23 protein-coding genes are annotated in these 23,963 nt (G+C 70.6%); 11 read left to right on the top strand and 12 right to left on the bottom strand.

What is annotated here, in order from left to right:
- Position 1 precedes the first annotated feature (1 nt).
- Positions 2-718: an FAD-binding oxidoreductase gene (locus tag QFZ50_RS12150; protein ID WP_307084489.1), complete on the bottom strand. Its 717-nt coding sequence runs from the start codon at positions 716-718 to the stop codon at positions 2-4.
- A complete protein-coding gene (locus QFZ50_RS12145; protein WP_307084487.1) occupies positions 715-1,308 on the bottom strand; it encodes a sulfite oxidase-like oxidoreductase in 594 nt (197 codons plus the stop codon). The genes QFZ50_RS12150 and QFZ50_RS12145 overlap by 4 nt, the downstream gene beginning before the upstream one ends.
- A gap of 116 nt (positions 1,309-1,424) precedes the next feature.
- Here QFZ50_RS12145 and QFZ50_RS12140 point away from each other — a divergent pair, with 116 nt between their 5' ends.
- Entirely contained in the window at positions 1,425-2,660 is a 1,236-nt protein-coding gene (locus tag QFZ50_RS12140; RefSeq protein WP_307084486.1) for an MFS transporter, read from the top strand.
- A 31-nt stretch (positions 2,661-2,691) separates the two neighbouring features.
- Here the strand turns inward: QFZ50_RS12140 and QFZ50_RS12135 are convergent, their stop codons facing one another.
- From QFZ50_RS12135 to QFZ50_RS12125, 3 genes are all read right to left on the bottom strand, one after another.
- A complete protein-coding gene (locus QFZ50_RS12135) occupies positions 2,692-3,285 on the bottom strand; it encodes a hypothetical protein (RefSeq protein WP_307084485.1) in 594 nt (197 codons plus the stop codon).
- A 9-nt stretch (positions 3,286-3,294) separates the two neighbouring features.
- On the bottom strand, positions 3,295-4,443 hold the full coding sequence (locus QFZ50_RS12130; protein WP_307084483.1) for a zinc-dependent alcohol dehydrogenase: 1,149 nt from the start codon (positions 4,441-4,443) through the stop codon (positions 3,295-3,297).
- Between the two features lie 107 nt (positions 4,444-4,550).
- Positions 4,551-5,468 (bottom strand): phosphatase PAP2 family protein, encoded by a 918-nt coding sequence (locus QFZ50_RS12125; protein ID WP_307084482.1) that lies wholly within the window; start codon positions 5,466-5,468, stop codon positions 4,551-4,553.
- Positions 5,469-5,568: 100 nt separating this feature from the next.
- Between QFZ50_RS12125 and QFZ50_RS12120 the strand changes: the two genes are divergently transcribed.
- From QFZ50_RS12120 to menD, 4 genes are all read left to right on the top strand, one after another.
- Complete coding sequence (locus QFZ50_RS12120; RefSeq protein ID WP_307084480.1) at positions 5,569-6,606, top strand: o-succinylbenzoate synthase; 1,038 nt, start codon at positions 5,569-5,571, stop codon at positions 6,604-6,606.
- 104 nt (positions 6,607-6,710) lie between these two features.
- Positions 6,711-7,511, top strand: coding sequence for a gamma-glutamyl-gamma-aminobutyrate hydrolase family protein (locus QFZ50_RS12115; RefSeq protein WP_307084478.1), 801 nt, complete (start codon positions 6,711-6,713; stop codon positions 7,509-7,511).
- A gap of 128 nt (positions 7,512-7,639) precedes the next feature.
- Positions 7,640-9,766, top strand: coding sequence for a PhoX family protein (locus tag QFZ50_RS12110; RefSeq protein WP_307084476.1), 2,127 nt, complete (start codon positions 7,640-7,642; stop codon positions 9,764-9,766).
- Positions 9,767-9,874: 108 nt separating this feature from the next.
- Positions 9,875-11,632 (top strand): 2-succinyl-5-enolpyruvyl-6-hydroxy-3-cyclohexene-1-carboxylic-acid synthase, encoded by a 1,758-nt coding sequence (menD, locus tag QFZ50_RS12105; protein ID WP_307084474.1) that lies wholly within the window; start codon positions 9,875-9,877, stop codon positions 11,630-11,632.
- Positions 11,633-11,653: 21 nt separating this feature from the next.
- Here menD and QFZ50_RS12100 read toward each other — a convergent pair whose 3' ends face one another.
- The 4 genes from QFZ50_RS12100 to QFZ50_RS12085 form a co-directional block, all read right to left on the bottom strand.
- Positions 11,654-12,412 (bottom strand): amino acid ABC transporter ATP-binding protein, encoded by a 759-nt coding sequence (locus QFZ50_RS12100; RefSeq protein ID WP_307084472.1) that lies wholly within the window; start codon positions 12,410-12,412, stop codon positions 11,654-11,656.
- Positions 12,413-12,417: 5 nt separating this feature from the next.
- Complete coding sequence (locus QFZ50_RS12095) at positions 12,418-13,203, bottom strand: amino acid ABC transporter permease (RefSeq protein ID WP_307084469.1); 786 nt, start codon at positions 13,201-13,203, stop codon at positions 12,418-12,420.
- A 78-nt stretch (positions 13,204-13,281) separates the two neighbouring features.
- The gene (locus tag QFZ50_RS12090) at positions 13,282-14,070 is read right to left on the bottom strand and encodes a transporter substrate-binding domain-containing protein (protein ID WP_307084467.1); all 789 of its coding nucleotides are present in this window, start codon (positions 14,068-14,070) and stop codon (positions 13,282-13,284) included.
- Positions 14,071-14,205: 135 nt separating this feature from the next.
- Positions 14,206-15,546 carry an isochorismate synthase gene (locus QFZ50_RS12085; protein ID WP_373462273.1) on the bottom strand — a complete coding sequence of 447 codons (1,341 nt, stop codon included), beginning with the start codon at positions 15,544-15,546 and terminating at the stop codon, positions 14,206-14,208.
- Positions 15,547-15,688: 142 nt separating this feature from the next.
- Between QFZ50_RS12085 and QFZ50_RS12080 the strand changes: the two genes are divergently transcribed.
- Genes QFZ50_RS12080 through QFZ50_RS12070 form a run of 3 tightly spaced genes read left to right on the top strand, consistent with a single transcriptional unit; the run spans position 15,689 to position 18,868 of the window.
- The gene (locus QFZ50_RS12080; protein WP_307084465.1) at positions 15,689-16,450 is read left to right on the top strand and encodes a demethylmenaquinone methyltransferase; all 762 of its coding nucleotides are present in this window, start codon (positions 15,689-15,691) and stop codon (positions 16,448-16,450) included.
- Positions 16,451-17,767, top strand: coding sequence for a geranylgeranyl reductase family protein (locus tag QFZ50_RS12075; RefSeq protein ID WP_307084463.1), 1,317 nt, complete (start codon positions 16,451-16,453; stop codon positions 17,765-17,767).
- Between the two features lie 9 nt (positions 17,768-17,776).
- The gene (locus QFZ50_RS12070) at positions 17,777-18,868 is read left to right on the top strand and encodes a polyprenyl synthetase family protein (RefSeq protein WP_307084461.1); all 1,092 of its coding nucleotides are present in this window, start codon (positions 17,777-17,779) and stop codon (positions 18,866-18,868) included.
- Positions 18,869-19,008: 140 nt separating this feature from the next.
- Here the strand turns inward: QFZ50_RS12070 and QFZ50_RS12065 are convergent, their stop codons facing one another.
- From QFZ50_RS12065 to QFZ50_RS12055, 3 genes are read right to left on the bottom strand one after another with little or no spacing between them, the layout of a single operon-like run.
- The gene (locus QFZ50_RS12065; protein WP_307084459.1) at positions 19,009-19,485 is read right to left on the bottom strand and encodes an HIT family protein; all 477 of its coding nucleotides are present in this window, start codon (positions 19,483-19,485) and stop codon (positions 19,009-19,011) included.
- Positions 19,485-19,946 (bottom strand): hypothetical protein, encoded by a 462-nt coding sequence (locus QFZ50_RS12060; RefSeq protein WP_373462272.1) that lies wholly within the window; start codon positions 19,944-19,946, stop codon positions 19,485-19,487. The genes QFZ50_RS12065 and QFZ50_RS12060 overlap by 1 nt, the downstream gene beginning before the upstream one ends.
- A 27-nt stretch (positions 19,947-19,973) precedes the next feature.
- Positions 19,974-20,609: a trimeric intracellular cation channel family protein gene (locus QFZ50_RS12055; RefSeq protein WP_307084455.1), complete on the bottom strand. Its 636-nt coding sequence runs from the start codon at positions 20,607-20,609 to the stop codon at positions 19,974-19,976.
- Here QFZ50_RS12055 and QFZ50_RS12050 point away from each other — a divergent pair.
- From QFZ50_RS12050 to QFZ50_RS12040, 3 genes are all read left to right on the top strand, one after another.
- A complete protein-coding gene (locus tag QFZ50_RS12050) occupies positions 20,608-20,760 on the top strand; it encodes a hypothetical protein (protein ID WP_307084454.1) in 153 nt (50 codons plus the stop codon). The genes QFZ50_RS12055 and QFZ50_RS12050 overlap by 2 nt on opposite strands.
- A 4-nt stretch (positions 20,761-20,764) precedes the next feature.
- Positions 20,765-21,733 (top strand): alpha/beta hydrolase, encoded by a 969-nt coding sequence (locus QFZ50_RS12045; protein ID WP_307084453.1) that lies wholly within the window; start codon positions 20,765-20,767, stop codon positions 21,731-21,733.
- Between the two features lie 394 nt (positions 21,734-22,127).
- Positions 22,128-23,807: a sensor histidine kinase gene (locus QFZ50_RS12040; RefSeq protein WP_307084452.1), complete on the top strand. Its 1,680-nt coding sequence runs from the start codon at positions 22,128-22,130 to the stop codon at positions 23,805-23,807.
- The last annotated feature ends 156 nt before the right edge of the window (positions 23,808-23,963 follow it).

Raw genomic sequence — 23,963 nt, 5'->3', positions numbered from 1 at the left:
CCTAGCCGCCGTACCGTTCGGTCCGGATCCGGCCGGCGTCGTGCCCGTCCTCGACGAGCCACGCTGCAACGGCCTCGACGAAACCCGTCGAGCCGCAGATGTAGATGGCCGGCGCATCGGCCGGCGGGAAGCAGGACGCCGTGACGGCCTCGTGCGTGAGGCGACCGACCCTCTGGCCGTCCGGCGCCTCACGGGAGTAGGCGATGTCGATCATCACCTGCGTGTCCTCCTGCTCGATGACGGCGAGTTCGCCCCGGTAGAACACGTGCTCGGGGCTGCGCACCGAATAGAGCAGTCGCGTAGGTGCCGCCGACCGGGCCTCGGAGTGCGAACGGAGCATCGCCATGAGCGGCACGACGCCGGACCCTCCGGCGATCAGCTGCAGCGGACCCGCGAGATCAGGCGTCCACGTGAACCAGCCTCCCACCGGTCCACGGACCTCCAGCTGGTCGCCGACGGACAGGACTCCGACGAGGAAGGGGGAGACCTCTCCGTCGTCGAGCTCCTCGACCGTCAGTTCCAGCTCACGCGGAGGTACCCAGGCCGCCACTGAATACGAGCGCACCGCCTGGTAGCCGTCCTCGGCCGTGAGCCGCAGGTCGACATGCTGGCCGGGTACGCCGACGACGGCATCGGGGAAGCGGAGCCTCACGGTCCGCGCACGGGCGGTCTCGGGGCGGACCGCACTGACTTCTACGACCTGCCACGTCCGCTTCACCAGTAGCGTTCCTCACGCCACGGATCGCCGTACATGTTGTAGCCGTTCGTCTCCCAGAAGCCGGGGAGGTCCTGCTCCATCAGGCGGATGCCGTTCACCCACTTGGCGCTCTTCCAGAAGTACAGGTGCGGCACCAGCAGCCTCGCCGGGCCGCCATGCGCAGGCGCAAGGGGCTCGCCGTCGAACTCGTGGACGATCCAGGCCTTGCCGTCGAGGAGATCGTCGAGCGGGACGTTCGTCGTGTAGCCACCGTAGGAGTGCACCATCGTGTACTCGGCGTCGGACTCCACGTCCTCGAACAGCGTGTCGAGGGAGACCCCGCGCCACCTGGTCCCGAGTTTCGACCAGTGGGTCACGCAGTGGATGTCGGTGGTGATGTCCTCCTGCGGCAGTGCCTGCAGCTGGTCCCAGGTCCACTGGTGGGCCTCGCCTGCGCCGGCGTCGATCCGGAAGGTCCAGTCCGCGAGGAGGACGTGGGGAGTGGGGCCCGCGGAGAGGACGGGGAAACTGTCGGTGAGGTACTGGCCGGGCGGGAGGTCCGCGTCCCGGTTCTGCCGCCTGCCGGTGAAGCCTGAAGTCGGTATAGCCATGCGGTACTCCCGCCAGGGTAGGGCGCGCCGGATCGATGGTACGAAAACGTAGTGCAACTGTTCGGCGCTGTCCAGAGCACGACGTCGAGGGGTTCCCCGCGCACTAGGGTGGAGGAGTGCCCAAGGAGACCTTCGATCTGCGTGCGATCGCGGTGGGAGCCTACGGTCCGTCGCTGCTGTACGGAGTCGCTACCGGGGCCATCCTGCCCGTCATCGCCCTGACGGCACGCGACCTCGGCGCCGACGTCGCCACTGCGGCGCTGGTCATCACGCTGTCCGGTATCGGCTCGCTCGTCACCAATGTCCCCGCCACCCTGATCGCCACGCGCTTCGGTGAGCGGAAGGCTCTCGTGGGGGCGGCCCTCTGGTGTGCGGCGGCGATGTTCCTGGCGCTGGCGGCCCCCACCCTCCCGGTATTCGCCGCTGCCGTCTTCATGGTGGGCATGGCGGGCGCGGTGTTCGGCCTCGCGCGCCAGAGCTATCTGACCGAAGCGGTACCCGCACACTTCAGGGCACGCGCGCTGTCCACGCTCGGCGGGGTGACGCGCATCGGTGTCTTCGTGGGCCCCTTCGCCGCCGCCCTCGCGATGAGCGCGCTCGGGCTCGACGGCGCCTACTGGGTAGGGGGTGTCGCGAGCCTGGTCGCTGCTGCCCTGAGCTGGCGCGTGCCCGAGCTCGAGGCTCCTTCGCGCACAGCCTCCGGGACCCCGGTGATCGGCGACGCACCGGTCGCCGGGCCGGCACCGACGGTGCGTTCGGTCATGCGCAGCCATGCCCGCATCTTCGTCACCGTCGGCATCGGGGTGCTGCTCATCGCCGCCGTCCGCGCCACGCGTCAGGCGGTGCTGCCCCTGTGGGCGGAGGACATCGGGCTGGATGCCTCGGCGACCGCCCTGATCTACGGGCTGTCCGGAGCCATCGACATGCTGATCTTCTACCCCGCCGGCAAGGTCATGGACGTCAAGGGCCGGCGCTGGATCGCCGTCCCGTGCATGCTGATCATGGGCACCGCCCTCGCGCTGCTGCCGCTCACGGACGACGCGGTGGGCCTGCTCCTGGTCGCGCTGCTCATCGGTTTCGGGAACGGTATCGGCTCGGGCATCGTCATGACGCTCGGCGCGGACCTGTCGCCGTCACCCGGACGCCCGCAGTTCCTCGGTATCTGGCGCCTGCTCACGGACACGGGGACCATGGGCGGTCCAGCACTGCTGGCCCTCGTGACCGCGCTGGCCACGCTCTCGGCGGGCATCTGGGCGACGGCGGTGCTCGGCTTCCTCGGTGCAGCGGTCCTCTGGTACTGGATCCCGCGCGCTGCCCCCGGTTCCGCCGAACCGGCGGTGACGCGCGCCTGACGCGCGCCTGACGCGCCGGGGTTCCCCGGACTCAGCGCCGCCCGCGACGGACGATGGCGCGGACCCCCAGGACGGCTCCCGCCGCGGCAGCCACCCACGGCCCGGCCACGACGATCGGGTCGATCCACTGGTGGTTGACGTCCACCCGCTTCCTGCCGAAGCGCGACGCCACACCGTGCCGGCGTCCCTCCGACAGCACACCGGTCTCGGTGATGGGGTTGTCCGGCCGCAACCTGACGAACGAGACCGCGTGCGCACCCCAGGCGTCCACGCGGTCACCGAGCAGCAGCAGCAGCCAGTGTGCCGCACGGCCCTCACCGTAGCGGTAGGCGTAGCGCCGGATGCTGCCCGAGACCCCGTGCAGCGGGGAGCTCGTGCCGAAGACGGGCGTGAGCCGGCCATGCTCGATCGAGCGTTCGCGGCCCTCCCGGCCGGGCTGCTCCTCCGGGTAGTCCCAGTGCGCCCCCGTGCTCCCGGGATCGTAGACCTCGCGGGGGTACGACGGGCGGTCCTTCCGGTCGAGGTCCACGCCCCACCCGGGGATCCGGGCACGCAGCGCCTCGGCCGTGGGGATGTCCTTGGGCTTGTTCGCGACGTAGGGCGTCTGGGGCCCGGATGCTGCCATGGTGCTCTCCTAGCTGGGGTTCGCGATGATGAGCGGCTTGATGCAGTTGTCGAGCTTCGCCGAGAACATGTGGTACCCCTCGGCGATGTCCGCGAGGGGGATACGGTGCGTCACGATGTCGTTGGGCTTGAGGTAGCCGTTCTGGATGTGCTCGAAGAGGCGGGGCCACTGCCGCTTCACCGGCGTCTGGTTCATGCGCAGGGTCAGCCCCTTGTTCAGTGCATCACCGAACTTGACCGCGCTGAAGATGGGGCCGTAGGCGCCGACGACGGACACCGTCCCGCCCTTCCGTACCGAGTCGATGGCCCAGTTCAGGGCGACGGGCGATCCGCCCTGGAGCTTGAGCTTGGTCCCCGTGACCTGCTGGAGGAAGTTGCCGTCCGCCTCCGCGCCGACGGCGTCGATGGCCACATCCGCACCGAGGAAGTCGGTGGTCCGCTTCATCTCGACGACGATGTCGTCGTACTCCGCGAAGTTGAAGGTCTCCGCCTGGGCGAAGGTCCGCGCCTTCTCGAGCCGGTACTCGAGGTGGTCGATGACGATCACCCTGCCGGCTCCCATGAGCCAGGCGGACTTCGCCGCGTAGAGGCCCACGGGGCCGGCACCGAACACCACCACGGTGTCGCCCTCGGTGATGCTTCCGAGCTGCGCCCCGAAGTACCCGGTCGCCAGGGCGTCGGTGAGCAGCACGGCGTCCTCGCTGTCCATCCAGTCCGGGATGATGGCGGGCCCGACGTCCGCGAACGGCACGCGCACGAACTCCGCCTGCCCGCCGTCGTACCCGCCCGTCGTGTGCGAGTAGCCGTAGATGGCGCCCACCGCCGTCGCATTCGGGTTGACGTTGTGGCAGTTCGAGAACAGGCCACGCGCGCAGAAGTAGCAGGACCCGCAGTAGACGTTGAACGGCACCATCACCCGGTCACCGCGCTTGATGTTCTGCACCGACGGCCCCACCTCCTCGACGACGCCGATGAACTCGTGGCCGAACGTGTGACCGATCCGCGTGTCCGGCATGAGTCCGTGGTAGAGGTGCAGGTCGGAGCCGCAGATCGCCGCCGTCGTCACCCTGACGATGGCGTCGTTCGGATGCTCGATCCTGGGCATCGGCTTCTCCTCGACCCTGATCTTGTAGGGCCCGCGGTACACCATGGCTTTCATCGGTCGCTTCTCTCCGTCGCTGGTCCGGCCAGCGTTGCACCGTCCATCCCGTGCTTCAACGGGTGGGGCGTGTGCGGAAAAGGGCGTGCGGGGCGGCCCCGGGGGTGTTACGGACGCTGTCCCCGGACGGCCGTCCTGCCGGCCTGCGCGGCGAAGAGCCGGCCCGCGGCGGCCGCCAGCGTGAAGCCGACGCCGATGATCCACATGAGCCCCCACCAGAAGAACAGGGGGACGTTCGCCGTCCCGGGCTCGGGCGCGGGACCGACGGCATGCACGGAGACGTAGAGCACCGCGGACACGGCGAGCCCGCCGAGTCCCAGGACCCAGCACAGCACCAGCCACCAGCGCGACGACGCCCAGTGCGCGCCGAAGCCCTCCCAGTTGTTCCAGTGCTCGCCCGTCCGCATGACGACGAGGCCACCGAGGAGCGTCCACGTGCCGACGACGAGGAGGGCGGCGACCACGTCCGCAGGGCGGTGCCACAGGTTGATGAAGGTCGCGGCCCCGGCGAGGACGGAGTAGGCGCCGCCCAACGCCGCGGCAGCCGGACGCCACCGCGGCGTCACGATCACGAAGATGGCTGCAGCAGCCGAAGCCGCGAGCGTCGTATGCCCCGACGGTAATGAATTGAAGGCCAGTGTCGCCACGCCGCGGTCCGGCCGGTCGAAGACCACGTTCTTGAGGAGCTGCGTGGTCAGGTTCGACGCCAGGATGACCGCGACGGCGACCGCCGCCGCCCCGTACCGCTTCCGACGGAGGGTGACGAAGAGGATGGCCGCGGCCGCGAGGACCACCGAGATGGTGGGCAGCGTGTCGAGGAACCGCAGGAACGGCAGTTGCGTATCGGGTGCCGCGACCCCTGCCTCACGCCAGGCGGACTCGTCCGCGAACTGGCCCGTCGTGGTGCGGACGAACGCCCAGTACGTCCAGCCGAGCGCCGTCGCGCAGGCCACGGCCGCCAGCACGAACAGCAGCGGTGAGCGTGCTGCCCGGTCCGGTCCGGTGGAGGTTCGTTGCGACGACATCGCCTCCATGCTGTCACACGATCCTCCGCGTCCCGTCACCCTCCCGTGACCTCCCACCGGTCTCCCAGCGGCCTTCCGGCGGCTCCCGTAGCCTGAGGTCGTGCATCCGCAACAGCCCTTCCCACCGTCGCTGCCCCTGCCCTCCCTCGAGGAGCTGACCGCCTCCGCGCGCGTCGTCTCGGTGCCCATGCGCGTCCGGTTCCGCGGCGTCCTCCTGCGCGAGGCCCTCCTGCTCCACGGCCCCGCCGGGTGGGGTGAGTTCTGTCCCTTCCTGGAGTACGGCGACGCCGAGTCCGCCGCGTGGCTCGCATGCGCCGTGGAGGCCGCGTGGCACGGGTTCCCGGAGCCCGTGCGTGCATCGGTGCCGGTCAACGCGACAGTCCCCGCCGTCGGGCCGGCCGACGTCGAGGGTGTGCTGACCCGCTTCGGCGCCGTGGGCGCGGTCAAGGTCAAGGTCGCCGAGAAGGGCCAGGCACTGGCGGACGACGTCGCGCGGGTCGCCGAGGTGCGGCGGCTCCTGCCCGACGCCGGGATCAAGATCGATGCCAACGGCGGCTGGACGGAGGAGCAGGCGCTCGATGCCGTCGACGCCCTCGGCCGCTTCGGCCTGCAGTACGTGGAACAGCCCGTGGCGGACATCCCCGGGCTGCGGGCCGTGCGGCTCGAGCTGCGCCGCCGGGGGGAGGGGATCCTCGTCGCAGCGGACGAGAGTGTGCGCCGGCAGGAGGATCCGCTGCTGGTGGCCCGGGAGGACGCCGCCGACCTCCTCGTCATCAAGGCGCCCCCGCTCGGCGGTGTCCGGAGGGCGCTGTCCATCATCGCGTCCGCGGGCCTGCCGGCGGTGGTGAGCTCCGCCCTGGACACGTCCGTCGGGATCCGTGCCGGCGTCGCGCTCGCCGCTGCCCTGCCGGAGCTGCCCTACGCCTGCGGGCTCGCCACGGTGTCGCTCATGGCGGGAGACGTCACCGACGATCCGCTCGTGCCCGAGGAAGGGCGGCTCACGGTACGAGACGTCGACGTCTCGGCGGACCGGCTGGACCGCTTCGCCGCGTCCCCGGACAGGAGGCAGTGGTGGCTGGAACGCCTCGGACGCGCCCACGCCGTCCTCGTCGCCGCGCGGGGGGACGCTCCTGCCTAGGACGGGTCGCGGAAGCGACACGGGAAAATCACACCCCCGAAATACAGGCACAACACGAGCGGGATAGGTTAGATCGTCAATGGTCTTGTGAGAGGAGCAAACCCTTGACAACTTCGGAATCGCTTCCCCGCCCGGTGGTGGGCCTGACGTCCTACCTCGATCCCGCCGTCACCGAGGGCTGCGGAACGGTCGAGGCAGCCTTCCTGCCCCAGAACTACCTCGCACCCGTCCTCGCGGCCGGGGCCATCCCCGTGCTGCTCCCGCCCCAGGGAACCGACGGCGGCGTCGTCGAACAGCTGCTGCCGAGGCTCGACGGCGTGATCGTCGTCGGGGGCTGGGACGTGGATCCCGCCCGCTACGGCGCGGAGCCGCACGCGGAGACGGATGCGCCGCACCGGCTCCGCGACGCCTGGGACCACGCGGTGGTCCGTGAGGCGGTGCGCACCGACCTGCCGCTCCTCGGGATCTGCAGGGGCGAGCAGATGCTCAATGTGGCGCTCGGCGGCTCGCTGCACCAGCACCTGCCCGACCAGCCCGGTGCAACCGTGTACCAGCTCGGCGATCACCGGTTCAACCGGATCCCGGTGGACCTCCGCCCGGGCTCGCAGGTCGCCCGGGTGACGGGTGCCACCCGCCTCGACGCCGTCCCGGTCTCCCACCACCAGGCCGTGGACCGCCTGGGGCCCGGGCTGGTGGCCTCGGCGTGGAGCCACGACGGTGTCGTGGAGGCCATCGAACTGCCCTCCAGCCGCTTCTGCATCGGCGTCCAGTGGCACCCGGAGCAGAGCCCCACCGAGACGGCCCTGTTCGACGCCTTCGTGCAGGCCGCACGCGAACGGCAACTGGCACGCGCCCTGCCGCTGCACCTCGACAGCGCCCTGGAGGCGGCGCTCCCGGCGAGCTAGCAGGCCCGGACGGGCCGGTCCTGTTCGGCCGCCGTTCACGCGCCATTCACCGCTCGACACCCCGACTGTTCAGCTGCCCTCGACAGGGTGGACGGTAACGCCGTTCATCCTGTCGAGAGGGACCCTCCATGACCGAAACCACGCGCCGCCTGCTGCCCATGCTCGGCCACACCACGGGGAAGCGCAGTGCCGTGACCTGTGCCCTCAAGTGCGACAACGCGTGCTCCGACGCCGTCTGCAACACGTCGGGCAACAGCTACTTCCGGGACCTCGTCTCCCGCGAATTCTCCCGCCGCAGCACCCTCGGCGCGGGCGCTGCGGGCGCGCTGACGCTCCTCGTGGGGATGCAGGCCGGAGCGGGCTCCGCACAGGCCGCCCCGCCTCCGGGCAAGGGCTACCTGAAGAGCAACCTGCCGTTCGACGCCATCGCGCCCGTCGATGCCCTGGTGGACGATCTGACGGTGCCACAGGGCTACGGCTGGAAGCCCGTCATCCGCTGGGGGGATCCGCTCTTCCGCGCCTCGCCGGCCTTCGACGCCGAGCACCAGAGCGCCGCGGCGCAGGCGCAGCAGTTCGGGTACAACTGCGACTACACCGACGTCCTCGAGATCGCCGGCAGCAAGGGCCGCCGCGCGGTGCTGTTCGCCAACCACGAGTACACGAACGAGGCCATCATGGTGCCCCCGACCACGCCGGCGGCCGAGGTCCGCGGGATCGGGAAGGCCGCCCACGGGCTGTCCGTCGTCGAACTCGAGCGCAGGAACAGCAACAAGCCGTGGTCCTACGTCCAGGGCGCCCCGCTCAACCGCCGCTACCTGACCACTACCCCGTACGAGGTGACGGGCCCCGCCGCCGGCTCCGACCTGCTGAAGACCAGGGACGACCCCGCGGGCCGGACCGTCCTCGGGACCCTCGGCAACTGTGCCGGTGGCACCACCCCGTGGGGCACGATCCTCTCGGGCGAGGAGAACTTCAACGGCTACTTCGTGGCCGGCGGCACGAGCGACGGCGACCGCCGCTACGGCATCACCAGCAAGCCGACGGCGCGTGGCTGGGAGATCGACGAGCCACGCTGGGACACCCGCAACGCGGGCTACGAGAACGAGAAGCACCGCTTCGGCTACGTCGTGGAGATCGACCCGTTCGATCCCACCTCCACACCGAAGAAGCACTCCGCGCTCGGCCGTTTCAAGCACGAGGGCGCCAACGTGACCGTCGCCGCTGACGGCCGTGTCGTGGCCTACATGGGGGACGACGAGCGCTTCGACTACCTGTACAAGTTCGTGTCCACGAACACGGTCCGGCCGGGGACGAGCCCGGCCGCGCGCAGGGCCAACATGACGCTGCTGAGCGAGGGCTCGCTGTATGTCGCACGCTTCCAGGGCACCTCGGTGGCCGAGATCGACGGCAGCGGCACCCTCCCGTCTGACGGCGCGTTCGACGGCGTGGGCGAATGGCTGCCGCTGCTCATCGACAACAAATCCGTGGTCGCGGGCATGACGGCGGAAGAGGTCTGCGTCCTCACGCGCCTCGCGGCGGACAGGATGGGAGCCACGAAGATGGACCGCTGCGAGGACGTCGAGCCGAATCCGCGGACGGGCAAGGTGTACGTGGCGTGCACCAACAACACGAACCGCGGCGTGGGCGCCAACGCCGCCGCCGACGAGGCGAACCCCCGCACGCAGAACCGCGACGGGCACGTCGTGGAGCTCACGGAGGCGGGCGGCAACGCGGCCGGCACGCGCTTCACCTGGAACCTGCTGCTCGTCTGCGGCGATCCCGCGCGCAACCCCGCCACCTACTTCGCCGGCTACCCCGTGGACAGGGTCTCCCCGATCTCCTGCCCCGACAACGTGGCGTTCGACTCGGCGGGCAACCTCTGGATCTCCACGGACGGCCAGCCGGGCACGGTGGGCTACGCCGACGGCCTGTTCAAGGTGGCCCTGGAGGGTGCCGACCGTGGCCGGGTGCAGCAGTTCCTCGCGGTACCGCGCGACGCCGAGACGTGCGGCCCGGTCATCCACGACCAGGACGGCAGCGTCTTCGTGGCGGTCCAGCATCCGGGCGAGGACGGCAGCTGGGCGGCGCAAGCCTCGCTGTTCCCCGACTACGTGCCGCTCGGCGGCCGCCCCGCTCGCGGAGAGGCCGCCGTCCCGCGCCCGTCGGTGGTCCAGGTGTACAGGGCGTCCGAGGGCCGCCGCGACGAGGACCACTCCGGCCGCGGACGGGCACGGCAGGGCACGCCGCGCCGCTAGGCCCGGTCGGTGCGGGGCCGCCACGACGGACGGCGCCGGACGCGCAACCGGGGCGCACCTCCGCCCCGGGTGGGGGGTGCGCCCGGCCGCGGATGGAAGGATGGACCGGTGACCCACGAAGCGCCCGAACCGGCAGCCACGCCTGAAGCCCCCCTCGATTCCGCGACGTCGGCCGCCCGGGCCGTCCGTGCCCTGGTGGCGGGCGGCGTCGTCGACGTCGTCGTCGCGCCCGGCTCGCGCAGCGCACCGCTCGCGTACGCGCTGGCGGAGGCCGAGGCGGCCGGCCTGGTGAGGCTGCACGTGCGGATCGACGAACGGTCCGGCGCGTTCACCGCCCTGGGCCTCGCGCTCGGTGCACGGCGTCCGGCCGCCGTGGTGACGACGTCGGGCACCGCCGTGGGCGAGTTGCTGCCGGCCGTGATGGAGGCGAACCATGCGGCCGTGCCGCTCGTGGTCGTGTCCGCCGACCGGCCCGCCGAGCTGCGCGGCACCGGGGCCAACCAGACCACCGTGCAGCCGGGCCTGTTCGGCGTGCACGTGCGTGCCGGCATGGACGTCCCGGCGGGGGACGATCCGGGGCGGGCGGTCACCGACGCCCTCCGCGCCGCCGTCGGTGCGCCCGTGGAGGGTGTGCCGACGCGTCCGCCGGGCCCGGTCCACCTCAACCTCGCCTTCCGCGACCCACTCGTGCCCGGGGGCGACGGCGGCGACCGGGACGAGACGCTGCCGGGGGACGGGCCGGCGGAGACGCCGATGCGCATCGGCAGCGTGCCGACGACCGGCACCGCCGACCTCCCCGATCCCGCCGGTGCCGGCGGTCTTCATATCCCGGACGACAGCAGGACCGTCGTCGTAGCCGGTCACGGGGCCGGAGAGCTCGCCGCCGTCTTCGCCGCGCACCTCGGCCTCCCGCTGCTCGCCGAACCGTCGTCGAACGCCCGCTTCGGCAGCAGCGGCATCGCCCCGTACCGGCTGCTCCTCGAGCACCTCGGCCCGGCCATCACGCGCGTGGTGACCTTCGGCCGTCCGACCCTGTCCCGACCGGTCACCGCACTGCTCGCGCGGCCCGATGTCGAGCACGCCCTGTACCTGCCCGAGCCCGTCGCCTGGTTCGAGGAGGGGCGCCGTCCCGAGCGCATCATCGACTCCCTGCCCGAGCTGCTCACCTTCGCAGGACGCGGCGAGGACGGCTGGCTGCAAGCCTGGCGGCAGGCGGGTGCGACGGCGGAGGCCGCGATCCAGTCCCTGCTCGCCGGCGAGGAACGGCTGACGGGACTGCACGTCGCCGACGCCGTGTGGGAGCACACGGACGGCAACCTGGTGCTCGGCTCCTCCAACCCCATCCGCGACGTGGACCTCGTCGCCGCCACCGACTGGCATCCGCTGGAGGTCTTCGCCAACCGGGGGCTCGCCGGGATCGACGGCACCGTCTCGACGGCCACGGGGATCGCCCTCGCCGCCGGCATCCCCACGCGCGTGCTCCTGGGGGACGTCACGTTCCTGCACGACGCCGGCGGGCTGCTCCTCGGCGCCGGCGAGGCGCAGCCGGACCTGCAGATCGTGGTCCTCAACGATGGCGGCGGAGGCATCTTCGGGCTGCTCGAACACGGCGCGGACACGACGACGGCACGCTACGGTGCCGCCGTCGAACGCCTCTTCGGTACCCCGCACACCGTGGACATCGCATCGCTCGCCGCCGCACACGGCGTGCCCTACGAGCGGGCGGGGACCCTGGCGGAGCTGGATACGGCGATGGAGCGGCCCATCACGGGCCGCTCCATCCTCGAGGTCCGGACAGAACGCACCACGCTCCGGACCCTGCATGCACGCATCCGCCGGGCGGTCGCGGACGTCACCGCACCGTAGGCCCGCGGCCCGTTCCTGTCGTCAGAGGACCTTCGACAGGAACAGCCTGGTCCGCTCGTGCTGGGGGTTGCCGAGGACGTCCTCGGGCTTGCCCTGCTCCACCACCACACCGCCGTCCATGAACACCACGCGGTCGCCGACCTCGCGGGCGAAGCCCATCTCGTGCGTGACGACCATCATGGTCATGCCTTCCCGGGCCAGCTGCTTCATGACCTCGAGCACGTCGCCGACGAGCTCCGGGTCCAGGGCGCTCGTGGGCTCGTCGAAGAGCATCATGTCGGGGTCCATCGACAGGGCGCGGGCGATGGCGACGCGCTGCTGCTGGCCGCCGGAGAGCTGGGACGGGAAGGCATCGGCCTTTTCCGCGAGCCCCACCTTCGCGAGGTTCCTGCGGGCGATCTCCGTGGCCTCGGCCTTGCCGCGCTTCTTGGCCCGCTGCTGCGCGAGCGTCAGGTTCCTCAGCACGGTCAGGTGGGGGAAGAGGTTGAACTGCTGGAAGACCATGCCGATGCGCGTGCGCACGCCGTCGAGGTCCGTCTCGCTGTCCGTGATGTCGACGCCCTCCACCATGACCGTGCCGCTGGTGGGCTCCTCGAGCCGGTTGACGCAGCGCAGCAGCGTGGACTTGCCGGAGCCCGACGGGCCGATCACGCAGACCACCTCGCCCTGGTCCACATGGAAGTCGATGCCCTTCAGCACCTCGTTGCTGCCGAAGTTCTTGCAGAGCGCCCGGACCTCGATCGCGGGGGCTGCCGCGGTACCCGATGCTGCCTGGGCCACCGGAATCACCGGCCTCTCTTGTTGTGTCGTTCGAGCTTGGCCACCAGCTGGGTGAGCGGGAGCGTGATCACCAGGTACATCAGTGCGGCCACCACGAGCGGTGTCGCGTTGGCCTGGCTGGTGAGGGCGTCACGCGCGAACGTGGTTAACTCGCGGTCCCCGATCGCCATGCCCGCGATGAACAGGAGCGAGGTGTCCTTGATGAGGATCACGAGCTCGTTGGTCAGGGGAGGCGTGATGATCCGGAACGCCTGCGGCAGGACGACGGTCACCATGGTCCACGCCGGATTCATGCCGAGGGAGCGTGCGGCCTCGACCTGACCCTTGGGCACGGCCTCGATGCCCGCGCGGATGGTCTCGGCGATGTACGCGGCGGACACGACGATGAGTCCGATCAGGCCGGCCCCGGCGTTGCCGCCCGGTGGACGCCACCCGATGGCGATCGGCAGGGCGTAGGCGAAGCCGAAGATCACCAGCAGCGCGGGGAGCCCGCGGAACAGTTCGATGTACACGGTGGCGAGCCAGCGGTACGGCAGCACCGGGGAGAGCTTCATGAGCGCCAGCAGGAGGCCGAGCAGCATGCCGCCGACGAACGCGATGGCCGTGTATACGACGGTGTTCTTCGCGGCGATCGTGACGACTTCGGGGAAGGTCGACAGGGCGACGTCGAGATTCAGGAAATACGGCTGGATCCGGCCCCAGTCGACGGCGAGGATGACGAACAGGACGACGGCGACGAACACCGCGTAGAGGACGCCCTGGATGAGGCGTCTGCGTGTCGAGCGTTTCACGCGGGGTACTACCTTCCTTCGGGAAGTGGCACCCGCGCGGCCGGACGTCGGAGCGACGGGCCGCGCGGGTCGGACGGGCTACTCCGCGAAGTAGGAGTCGTAGATTTCCTGGTACTTGCCGTTGTCGCGCAGGGCGGTGAGCTGCTCGTTCACAGCGGTGACCAGCGCCTCGCTGCCCTCCTTCGCCATGATGAACCCGTACTTCTCGTCCGTCGGGTACTCCTCGGCGATCGTGAAGGAGCCGTCCTCGGTGTGGCCGAGATTCACCGGCAGGTCCTGCAGCAGCGCATCGACGTTGCCGGCCTGGATCGCGGCGTACATCTCCGCGTCCGAGGGGAACTGGACCAGTTCGGCGTCCGGTGCGTTCTTCGATGCGTAGGTCTCACCGGTGGTGCCCTGCTGGACGCCCACCTTCTTGCCCGCGAGGTCGTCGATCGACGCGACGTCGGAGCCCTTGGGAACGAGGAGGGACTGCAGCGAGTCGTAGTAGGGGTCCGAGAACGCGAGGTTCGCCGCGCGCTCCTCCGTGATGGTGACGGCGCTGGCGCCGATGTCGCACTGGCGGGCGGCGAGGACGGCACCACTCTGCAGGCCGTTGAACTCGACGTCCTGCACCGAGAGCTCGAGGTCCATGCCGGACGCGATCTCCTTCATGATGTCCATGTCGAAGCCGGTGTACTCGCCGTTCTCCTCGAACTCGAAGGGCGGGTAGGGGATGTCCGAGCAGACGGTCAGGGCGCCCTCGGACACGAGGTCCAGGCCGCTGTCCCCACCGGATCCGGCGTCGTCGGAGCCTCCGCCGCAGGCGCTCAGCGCGAGGGCGCCGGCGGCCACGACGGCCAGCATTGCGGATTTCTTGGAAAGCATGGGTACCTCACTAAAGCGGACGGGATGCACGGGAAAAAGGTCCTGCTGATTGTAACGACGAAAGTGGGATGTGCATCACGGGCTACGCCCATTGCCTATTGGTAACCAGAGCTGCCCGCCGTCCCGGGCCCCTCCTCAGCGCGACAGGCCGAGGGCCTCGATCATGGGCCGGAACTTGCTCCAGGTCTCGGCGAGTTCCGCTTCGGGCTGGGAACCCTCGACGATCCCGCACCCCGCGTACAGCCTCACCCGGGTGGGCGTCTCGACGACGGCGCCGCGCAGCGCGATACCCCATTCACCGTTGCCGCCGGCGTCGATCCAGCCCACCGGGCCGGCGTACGGGCCGCGCTGGAGATGCTCGAGCTCGCGGATGAGCGCCCCGGCCACCGTCGTCGGCGTGCCGCACACGGCAGCGGTGGGATGCAGCGCCTGCACCAGGGCCAGCGACGTCGGCACCAGGCCGTCCTCGTCCACCGTCAGCTGCGCCATCACGTCGGAGGCGAGATGCCACACGTTGGGCAGCTGGAGGACGAAGGGCTCGCTGTGCGAGGTCATGGAGCTCGTGAAGGGTCCGAGCGTCTCGGTGAGCGAGTCGATGGCGATCTGGTGCTCGTGGAGCTGCTTCTCCGAGCCTGCGAGCACGCGGGTGGCGTAGCCGGGGTCGTCCGCGGGAGCGCTGGCACGGTCCAGCGTGCCCGCGAGCACGCGTGCCCGGGCGGTGCTGTCCTCGACCTTGATGAGCATCTCCGGCGTCGACCCGATCAGGCCGTCCACGGCGTAGGTCCAGCAGTCCTCGTACCGGACCGCGAGCTCGCGCAGCACCTGGGCCGTGGCCACGGGGGTGTCGAGGTGGGCGACGACGTCGCGGGCCAGCACGAGCTTGCTCAGTTCACCCGCCCGGACATGCTTCACACCCTCGGCGACGGCGACCTTGTACTGGTCCTCCGAGAGGACACCCGGGCCGAGGCGGTCACCCGGGCTGGGGGAGCGGCCGGCGTCGGGCTCCACGAGGTAGGCGGCGAGGGCCGCCTCGGCCGCCTCGGCGGTGAGTTCGGCGTCGGCGTCGTCGGTGATGTAGGTGAGCCAGCTCATCCCCTCACTGCAGCCGACCACCACCTCGGGGACGATCAGGCGCGACTCGTGGGCGGACGTCTTCGAGAAGGCGAAGGAGCCGAAGGCGATGAGTCCCGACCCGGGGACCGAGAGTTCGTCCAGCACCTCCGCGCCGGCGAGCTCGCGCCGCCACCACTCCTGGGCCCGCGTGAAGCGGTCCGGCCCCGTCACGGTGAAGCGCGCGGTCTCGCCGTAGGCGACGAGCCCGCCGCCGCGGCGGATCCAGGTGTGGGCGTCGTTGCGGACCACGTACTCGAGGAGGCCTGTCCGGGGGTCCATGCTGCCGTGCGCCACCGTGATGCTGCGGAGGCCGCGGGAGTGTCCGGGCGCAGGCGTCAGCGCGGTGAGGGACGGTGTGCTCATGATGCTTCAAGCCTACTCCGCGGTACCCCGGGAGATCGGTGCGGACCGGTGAGATGCCGCACGTCGTCGAGGGGACGCTGCCGGTTGCCGCGGACCGAAGGTGCTGGTCGGGTACCGTGCCGTTGTTTGAGACAATGGCGAGGTGAATCGTGCATCGCTGGAGAAGCGTCCTGACGAAGTGGCAGCCATGTTCGACGACGTGGCCCCCCGGTACGACGTCGTCAACGACGTCCTGTCCATGGGACAGACGCGCCGATGGCGGCGCATCGTGGTGGACGCCGTCGGCGCGGAGCCCGGCCAGCGCGTGCTGGACCTCGCTGCGGGCACCGGCACGTCGAGCGAACCCTACGCCGACGCCGGGATCGACGTCGTCGCCTGCGACTTCTCACTCGGCATGCTGAAGGTCGGCAAGCGCAGGCGGCCCGACATCGCGTTCGTGGCCGGCGATGCGACGAACTTGCCCTTCGCCGACGACTCCTTCGACGCGTCGACCATCTCCTTCGGGCTCCGCAACGTCAACGAGCCGAAGAAGGCGCTCGCCGAGATGCTGCGCGTCACCCGGCCGGGAGGACGGCTCGTCATCGCCGAGTTCTCGCAGCCCACGGTCGCCCTCTGGCGCACCACCTACACCGAGTACCTGATGCGCGCGCTGCCGGCGATCGCCCGGAAGGTCAGCTCGAACCCCGACGCCTACGTCTACCTCGCGGAGTCGATCCGCGCCTGGCCGAACCAGGACGAACTCGCGGGCTGGCTCGCCGAGGCCGGCTGGCAGGACGTCGAATACCGGAACCTGAACGGCGGGATCGTCGCCGTCCACCGCGCCACCAAGGCACCCGCCGCACCCGGCGAGGAGCCGCTCCGACCCGGACAGGTCCGCCTGCGCCGCACGTCCGCGGCCGCGTAGATGACCGTCCTGATCGTCGGCGCGGGCCCGGCGGGATCCACTGCGGCGTACTACCTCGCACGCGCGGGCATCGAGGTCACGGTGCTCGAGAAGACCTGGTTCCCCCGCGAGAAGGTGTGCGGTGACGGACTGACGCCCCGCGCCACCCGCGAGCTGCAGCTCCTCGGCCTGCCGCACGACGAGAGCGAGGGGTGGCGCCGCAACAAGGGCCTCCGCCTCATCGCGGGAAAGCGCACCGTGGAGGTGCCCTGGCCCGAGCTCAGCGACTTCCCCGACTACGGCCTGGTCCGCACGCGCCTCGGCTTCGACGAGGCGCTGGCGCAGCATGCCCGTACCGCCGGTGCCACCATCCTCGAGGGACATGCCGTGACCGCCGCGCTGCGCGACGATGCCGGCCGGGTCACCGGGGTGACGGCGAACGTGCTCGACGCCGACGGGCGCAGGACGGGCGAGACGCGCACCTTCACGGCCGACGTCGTGCTCGCCGCCGACGGCAACTCGACGCGCACCGCCGTCAGCCTCGGACTGCAGAAGCGCGACGACCGGCCCCTCGGCGTCGCCGTGAGGACGTACTTCACCAGCCCGCGCACCGACGATGACTGGATGGAGGGGTGGCTCGAGCTCCCCGACGCCACCGGCAAGCCGCTGCCCGGCTACGGCTGGGTCTTCGGTGTCGGTGACGGCACCTCGAACGTGGGCCTCGGGATCCTCAACTCGTCGGCGGAGTTCGGCAAGCTCGACTACAAGCAGGTCCTGCGGGACTGGACCGCGGGCATGCCCTCCGAGTGGGGGTTCACGCCCGGGAACCAGGTCGGCGAGATCCGCGGCGCGGCACTGCCCATGGGCTTCAACCGCACGCCGCACTACAGCCCCGGGCTGCTGCTGCTCGGGGACGCCGGCGGCATGGTGTCGCCGTTCAACGGCGAGGGGATCTCCTACGCGATGGAATCGGCGCGGTACGCCGCCGAGTTCATCGAGCGGGCACAGGGCGTGGGCTCGCCGCTCGGACGCGACCAGGTGATGTCCGGCTACGCGCCCCATGTACGGGCGCAGTGGGGGAGCCACTTCACGCTCGGGCGCGTCTTCGCGCAGCTGATCGGCAAGCCCGCCGTCATGTCCCTGGCCCTCCGCACCGGCATGCCGGTGCCCGTGCTCATGCGGTTCGTGGTCCGGATGCTCGCCAACCTGACGGACGCGGGCGGCCGCGGCTTCGAGGACCGGGTCATCCACCTGCTCGAATCGCTCGTGCCACCCACCTCGAACCAGCCGTCCCTGACCGGCTATCTGCGTGCGCAAAGCGCCGCCCCACTTGGTTAGGCTTAGACGGTGACACAATCCTTCAACCCCGGGTGGACCAGCGTGGGCCACGCCAGCGCGCTGGACACCGCGGACATCCCGGACGCAGGTGCCCTGCGCCTGCCGCCCGGCTTCGCCCTCATCGCCGAGGACCCGGACCTGGGACCCTCCGTCTCGTCGTGCCTCGCAGAGGTGGAGAAGCAGCTCCGCGAGGCCATCGCCAACTCCGATCCCCTGGCCGACGCCACGAGCCGTCACCTCGTCGAGGCCGGCGGCAAGCGGATCCGCCCCCTGCTGACGATCCTCGCGTCGCACCTCGGCAACCCGGCCCGGGCCAAGGTGGTGCAGGCGGCCGTCGTCGTCGAACTGACGCACCTCGCCACGCTGTACCACGACGACGTCATGGACTCCGCCCCCTACCGCCGCGGAGCCCCGACGGCGCACGAGGTGTGGGGCAACTCCGTGGCCATCCTCACCGGCGACCTCATCTTCGCGCGGGCCTCGATCCTCGTCTCCGAACTCGGCGGCGAGGCGCTCGGCATCCAGGCGCGGACCTTCGAGCGGCTGTGCCTCGGCCAGCTGCACGAGACGGTCGGTCCACGCGAGGGCCAGGACGACCTCGAGCACTACCTCTCCGTGATCGCCGACAAGACCGGCTCCCTCGTGGCCGCCTCGGGGCAGCTCGGCGCGATCTTCGCGGACACCCCGCGGGAGGTCGTCGACGTCATGGTCTCCTACGGAGAGAAGGTCGGTGTCGCCTTCCAGCTCGCCGACGACGTCATCGACGTCACGGGCCTGAAGGTGAAGTCCGGCAAGGCCCCCGGGACGGACCTGCGGGAGGGCGTGCCCACCCTGCCGGTCATCCTGCTGCGCCGTGCCGCAGCGGCGGGCGACCAGTCGGCGGCCGACGTCGTCGCGCTGGTGGACGGCGACCTCTCCTCGGACGAGGCCCTCGCCGAGGTGGTCGCCGCCGTGCGCGCGCATCCGCAGACGCAGGAGGCCTGGGCCGTGGCGCAGCGGTGGGCGGACGATGCCGTGGCCGCCCTCAGTCCCCTGCCGGACAGCGTCGTCAAGCGTGCGCTGGCCAGCTTCGCGCAGGCCGTGGTCAGCAGGGACGTCTAGCCCCGCCCGGCGCCGGCCGTCCACTCTCCCGTCGTCGTTCCTGCCTTTTGCGCTCGACGGGGCGGTATCCCGGCGTGTCGTCGGGCGACACAGGCTCGAGCCGGCGAAAACCGGGAACGACGACGATTCCGCAGCCGTCGCTACCGCTTCGGGAGGAACGCCCTCAGCTCGTCGGCCTTCCGCGCCCTCACGGCCGGGTCCACGATGGGGCGCTTCGGCGTGAAGTAGAAGCCGTCGTCGTGCCAGCGGGGGAGGACGTGCTGGTGGTAATGCCAGACGTGCTGGCTGCCGGCGGGCTCGTTGTGCTGCCGCGTGGAGACGCCGTCCGGGGTCCAGGCGAGCTTGATCGCGATCGCGATGTCCCGGGTGAGCGTCATGATGCGGGCGGCGACGTCGTCGGGCAGTTCGTAGAGCAGCTCGACGTGCTCGCGCGGGGTGATGAGCACGTGGCCGGGGTTCGGCTCGAAGCCGTGCGAGGCGATGAAGGCCAGCACCAGGTCGTCGGAGTAGATGACGTCACCCGGGCGGCACAGGTTCCTGGGGTTGCTGAAGTCCCCGCGCGCCAGATCGCAGAAGGGGCATAGGTAGCCCTCGGGAGCGTGGTGGACGAACTCCATCAGTTGTCCTCGTCCTCCTCGAAGACCCATTCGAAGAGGTCGAGCACGTACTCGCTGAACGTGCCCTCCTCGCTCTGCCACTCCCCGCGGGCGTTGTTGCGCCGCCACACGATCGGATCGGGGACGTCGAGCTGGTCGGCCCGCATGCCCCACGTGAACTGCTCGTCCTCGTCCTCGAGGAAGAGCAGATAGCCGTCCTCGATCTCCAGCTCGTCCGGGTCCCAGAAGAAGTGGAACGCCTCCATGATGTCCTCGGTCGCGCCGACGGCACGGTAGAACTCGCGGAGGGCGAGCGGCAGGCCGAAATCCTTGCCCTCGAGCAGTTCGGCGAGCTCCTCTTCGGACAGGCCGTCCTCCTCGACCCACTCGTCCTCGAAGTACTGGGGCACCAGGGCGCGGAATTTGTCGGAAAACAGCTCAGTCACAAGTACTCCAGGAGTGGTGGTGGGGGATGCTCTCATCCTAGCCCGACGCCTTCCGGCCACGGACTACTTTCGCGCGGCGGCCGTCCTTGCCGCGAGCGGCGCATGCCACCCGTACCGCCATGCGAGCATGCGCAGGGAGAACACGAGCGAGGCTGCGACCATCCCGGTGACGAGCGTGAAGGATCCCGTCAGGTACAGCACGGTGACGATGGTGGCGCCCAGCATCGCCGGGAGGGCGTAGATGTCACGCGGGTCGAAGAGCTGCGGGATCTCGTTGGCGACGACGTCCCGCAGCAGACCCCCGCCCACAGCGGTCGTCACGCCCAGCAGCCCGGCCGATACCGGGTGCAGGCCGGCGTCAAGGGCCTTCACGGTGCCGGTGATGCAGAACAGGGCGAGCCCCGCGGCGTCGAAGAGGACCAGGACGCGCTTGACGCGCTCGACGCCGGAGAAGACGAAGTACACCAGCACCGTCGCGAGCAGCGGAGGCAGCAGGTACAGCGGTTCGGTGAACGCCGCCGGCGGGACGTCGATGATGAGGTCACGGGCGACTCCTCCTCCGAGCGACGCGAGGGAGGCGAGCAGGAGGGACCCCACGAGGTCGAACCCCTTGCGGACCGCCAGGAGCGACCCGGAGACGGCGAAGAAGAAGACCCCGAGGAGGTCGGCGGCGAGGGCGATGTGTGAAGCGGTTTCCATGTCTTCCTTCGGCGGACCGGCGCTGCTGCGGGTGGGCGCCACCCGTCGGTCGACCGGCGGGCCCGAAGCCCTGACCAGCATGACAGAGGCGGCGGCGCCGCTGCGCGTCGCCGGTACCCGGGCGGCCACCGCGCACCCGGCACTAGGCTGACCCCATGACGAGCGGACACCCAGCAGGTACGGACACCGTCGAACCGAGTGCGCAGGACGGCTCGCGGGCCATGCGCCTGGCGTCCCGGCTGATCGGCTTCCTCCCCACCAAGAAGAACCTCAACGGAACCGACTGGGTGAACGCGAAGTACCCGAGCCGCACGTACCCCTCGATGGCGGCCATCCCCTGGACCTTCAGGCAGACGCACACCATCCAGGAGAAGCGGATCGACGGCGTCCGCACCATCACCGTCAGGCCCCTGCTCGGAGCGACGCGCTCGCACATCATCTACACGCATGGCGGCATATACATCAACGAGTTCGGCCGCCCGCACTGGTGGATCATCGCGGAACTGACGAAGCGGACGGGCGCCGCGGTCACCGTGCCCCTCTACCGCCTGGCCCCGGAGAGCACCTACCGGGAGGCGTTCCCCTACCTGGTCTCCGTCTACCGTGACGTCCTCGTCACGGCGAATCCCGAGGACGTCACGCTGATGGGTGATTCCGCAGGCGGCGCACTCGCCATCGCGCAGCCCTGGGCCTTCCGGGATGCCGGGCTGCCGGCGCCCGGCCGCGTCGTCGCCTTCTCCCCATGGCTTGACGTCACGGGCACCAATCCGGAGATCCCGAAGTACGACGCCGTCGATCCCATGCTGTCCGTGCCCGGCGGTGTCCAGGCCGGACTGTGGTGGTCGGACGGCGACGATCCGAGGACGCCGCTGGTGAGCCCTGCCTGCGCTCCCGCCGACCTGCTGGCCACGGTGCCCGTCACGCGCATCTACCAGGGCACACGGGACGTGTGCATGGCCGATGCGACGGTCTTCCGGGACCGGGCGGTCGCGGCGGGCGCCGACGTCACCCTGAAGGTCTACCCGGGCGGATTCCACGTGTTCCCCGCCTTCCCCCGCCTGCCCGAGTCCAGGGACGTCTATACGGACATCGCCGCGTTCCTCGGCCGGCCGGCCCTGCCCTAGCCGACCGCCGATCGCGGTGGGGCTTCGGCCCGGCGAGGACGGCCCTGCTTGGGCCCCGCGCGGAGGGGAGTCCGGCGTGGAGGGGAATCCGGCCCTGCGGGCCGCCGATCGCGGTGGGGCTTCGGCCCTGCTGGGGCAGGGCGCAATGGCAGCCGGTGCTCCCGGGGTAAGCACGCCACGCTGGGCTCCCCGTCGCGGCCCGACGATCACTCCACGATCACTGCACGACCGCCGCACTGTTGCACAGAACTTGATGGGAACTTTAGGTGGGTCACTGCTTTCATCGCCCTGGATCGACGGGCTGCGCCGCTAGTCTGTGGAAGCCGGTGAGCAGAAACCGGCCTCTTTGCCGTTCCGACGGACGGGCTCGACGATGGACGGGGAAGGCCAGAGAATGGACAGGGTGCTTTCCTACCTGACGCTCAACACCCGGCAGTTCCACGAGCTGACCCTCCGCGGGCGCGTCATCCTCAGCCAGCTCCCGCTCTCCCTGACGGTGCTGCTCATCGTCGTGAGCGGTGTCCTGTTCCACCGGGACCTCCTCGCGAGCGGGCCCTTCCTGGTCGGCGTGGGTCTCCATGCTGTGCTGCTGGCCCTGTGCGTCCTCGTGCCGTGGGACCGCCTCCCGCATGCCACCTTCCTGGTCATCCCGCTCCTCGACTTCATCCCCATCGGGTTCATGCGCTACGGCGCGGGTACGGTGATCACCGGTGTCGGCCTGCTCGCCGTGTTCCCCGTGATCTGGCTCGCCGCATCGGGGCTGTTCCCGCGTGCTGCCCTCGCGGTGGGCTTCCTGGCCTCGCTCGGCATCGTCTGGGTGCCGGTGTTCGCCACGGATGTCGAGGTCAACTCGCAGACCCTCACCCAGTCCTTCCTCCTGCCCTTCATCATGCTGGCGATCGGCGTGACCATCCGGGTGATGACGGCCAGCATGATGGCCCAGCAGGAGGTGGTGGAGGAGAAGGACCGCGCACTGCAGCTGCTGCTCGAGGAGAGCGCCCGGCGTGAACGCCTGCTGGAGACCGTGGTCAACAGCGTCGACATCGGCCTGATCGCCCTCGACGAGGCCGGCCGCCCGATCCTGGCGAACCGCAAGCTCGAGAGGTTCCGGGCGCTCGCGGGCGGGACCGGGGACACCGCCGAGTCGGATCTCCGCATCTTCCAGCAGGACGGCGAGACGGTGCTCCCCGCAGCCCGCCGGCCCACGCGCCGCGCAGCCGACGGCCAGGTGTTCTCCGACTACCTCCTCTGGTGGGGGGACCGACCGGCGCAGCGCGTGCTCTCCACCTCGTCCCGCCAGATGACCAACCAGGCGGGCACCCGCGAGGGATCCGTGGTCACGTTCAACGATGTCACCGAGCTCGTCACCGCCCTCAACGCGAAGGACGAGTTCGTCGCGACGGTGTCCCACGAGCTGCGGACGCCCCTCACCGTGATCAGGGGCTATCTCGAGCTGCTGACCGGCATGCCCGACCTCGAGCCCACCGTCGCGTCCGGTCTCGAAGTGGTGTCGCGCAACTCGGAGCGCCTCCACAAGCTCGTCATCGACCTGCTCTCCGCGGCGGAGGGCCCGCCCGAGGTCACGCCGGTGCCCACCGACTTCTCGGAGCTCGTCAGCCGGCACGTCGCGACGGCCGAAGAGGGCAACGGCAACCCCCTGGTGCGCTTCGAGGACCACACCTCCCCGGATCTCGTGGCCCTGTGTGACGCCTCACGGATCGGCCAGGTGCTGGACAACCTGCTCTCGAACGCCATCAAGTATTCGCCGGGTGGAGGCCGTGTGACCGTCCGCGCCACCGCGGTGGACGGCGAGGTGGAGTGCAGCGTGACCGACGAGGGCAGCGGCATGTCGCCCGAGGAGCTGAAGGGCGTGTTCTCGAAGTTCTTCCGCACCTCCGGGGCCCGCAATGCGGCCATCCCCGGCGTCGGCCTCGGCCTGGCGATCTCCAAGGCGATCGTGGAACGGCACGGTGGGACCATCACGTGCCGCAGCGTCGAGGGCGTGGGGTCCACCTTCACGTTCCGGCTGCCGCTCGCACACATCAGCCAGGACCAGCAGCTCCAGTCACAGTAGCCCGGGCGAAAGTGCCGGGCTCGCCGGTTGCTCAGGTGAAAGCGCGGTCGACCGCGCCGACGGGCGGGCCGGCGAAGCCCCGGTGAACCGAGGAAGGCGTGGCCGATTCCGCCGACGGGCGGGCCAGTGAAGGCCCCGGGCGGGCGGAAGCGCCGC

Origin of the sequence: Arthrobacter agilis (assembly GCF_030816075.1) — a bacterium.
GTDB lineage: Bacteria > Actinomycetota > Actinomycetes > Actinomycetales > Micrococcaceae > Arthrobacter_D > Arthrobacter_D agilis_E.
Note: the sequence above shows the minus strand (reverse complement) of the source record. Positions and strands in the feature narration are given on the sequence as shown.

Excerpts from the sequence above, each read along its gene's own strand:
- QFZ50_RS12045 (WP_307084453.1), top strand. The coding sequence starts at position 20,765 with ATGACGAGCGGACACCCAGCAGGTACGGACACCGTCGAACCGAGTGCG.
- QFZ50_RS12090 (WP_307084467.1), bottom strand. The coding sequence starts at position 14,070 with ATGCTTTCCAAGAAATCCGCAATGCTGGCCGTCGTGGCCGCCGGCGCC.
- QFZ50_RS12085 (WP_373462273.1), bottom strand. The coding sequence starts at position 15,546 with ATGAGCACACCGTCCCTCACCGCGCTGACGCCTGCGCCCGGACACTCC.
- QFZ50_RS12130 (WP_307084483.1), bottom strand. The coding sequence starts at position 4,443 with ATGAAAGCCATGGTGTACCGCGGGCCCTACAAGATCAGGGTCGAGGAG.
- QFZ50_RS12125 (WP_307084482.1), bottom strand. The coding sequence starts at position 5,468 with ATGTCGTCGCAACGAACCTCCACCGGACCGGACCGGGCAGCACGCTCA.
- QFZ50_RS12075 (WP_307084463.1), top strand. The coding sequence starts at position 16,451 with ATGACCGTCCTGATCGTCGGCGCGGGCCCGGCGGGATCCACTGCGGCG.
- QFZ50_RS12050 (WP_307084454.1), top strand. The coding sequence starts at position 20,608 with ATGTCTTCCTTCGGCGGACCGGCGCTGCTGCGGGTGGGCGCCACCCGT.
- QFZ50_RS12060 (WP_373462272.1), bottom strand. The coding sequence starts at position 19,946 with ATGAGAGCATCCCCCACCACCACTCCTGGAGTACTTGTGACTGAGCTG.
- QFZ50_RS12055 (WP_307084455.1), bottom strand. The coding sequence starts at position 20,609 with ATGGAAACCGCTTCACACATCGCCCTCGCCGCCGACCTCCTCGGGGTC.
- QFZ50_RS12145 (WP_307084487.1), bottom strand. The coding sequence starts at position 1,308 with ATGGCTATACCGACTTCAGGCTTCACCGGCAGGCGGCAGAACCGGGAC.
- QFZ50_RS12040 (WP_307084452.1), top strand. The coding sequence starts at position 22,128 with ATGGACAGGGTGCTTTCCTACCTGACGCTCAACACCCGGCAGTTCCAC.
- QFZ50_RS12135 (WP_307084485.1), bottom strand. The coding sequence starts at position 3,285 with ATGGCAGCATCCGGGCCCCAGACGCCCTACGTCGCGAACAAGCCCAAG.
- QFZ50_RS12110 (WP_307084476.1), top strand. The coding sequence starts at position 7,640 with ATGACCGAAACCACGCGCCGCCTGCTGCCCATGCTCGGCCACACCACG.
- QFZ50_RS12065 (WP_307084459.1), bottom strand. The coding sequence starts at position 19,485 with ATGGAGTTCGTCCACCACGCTCCCGAGGGCTACCTATGCCCCTTCTGC.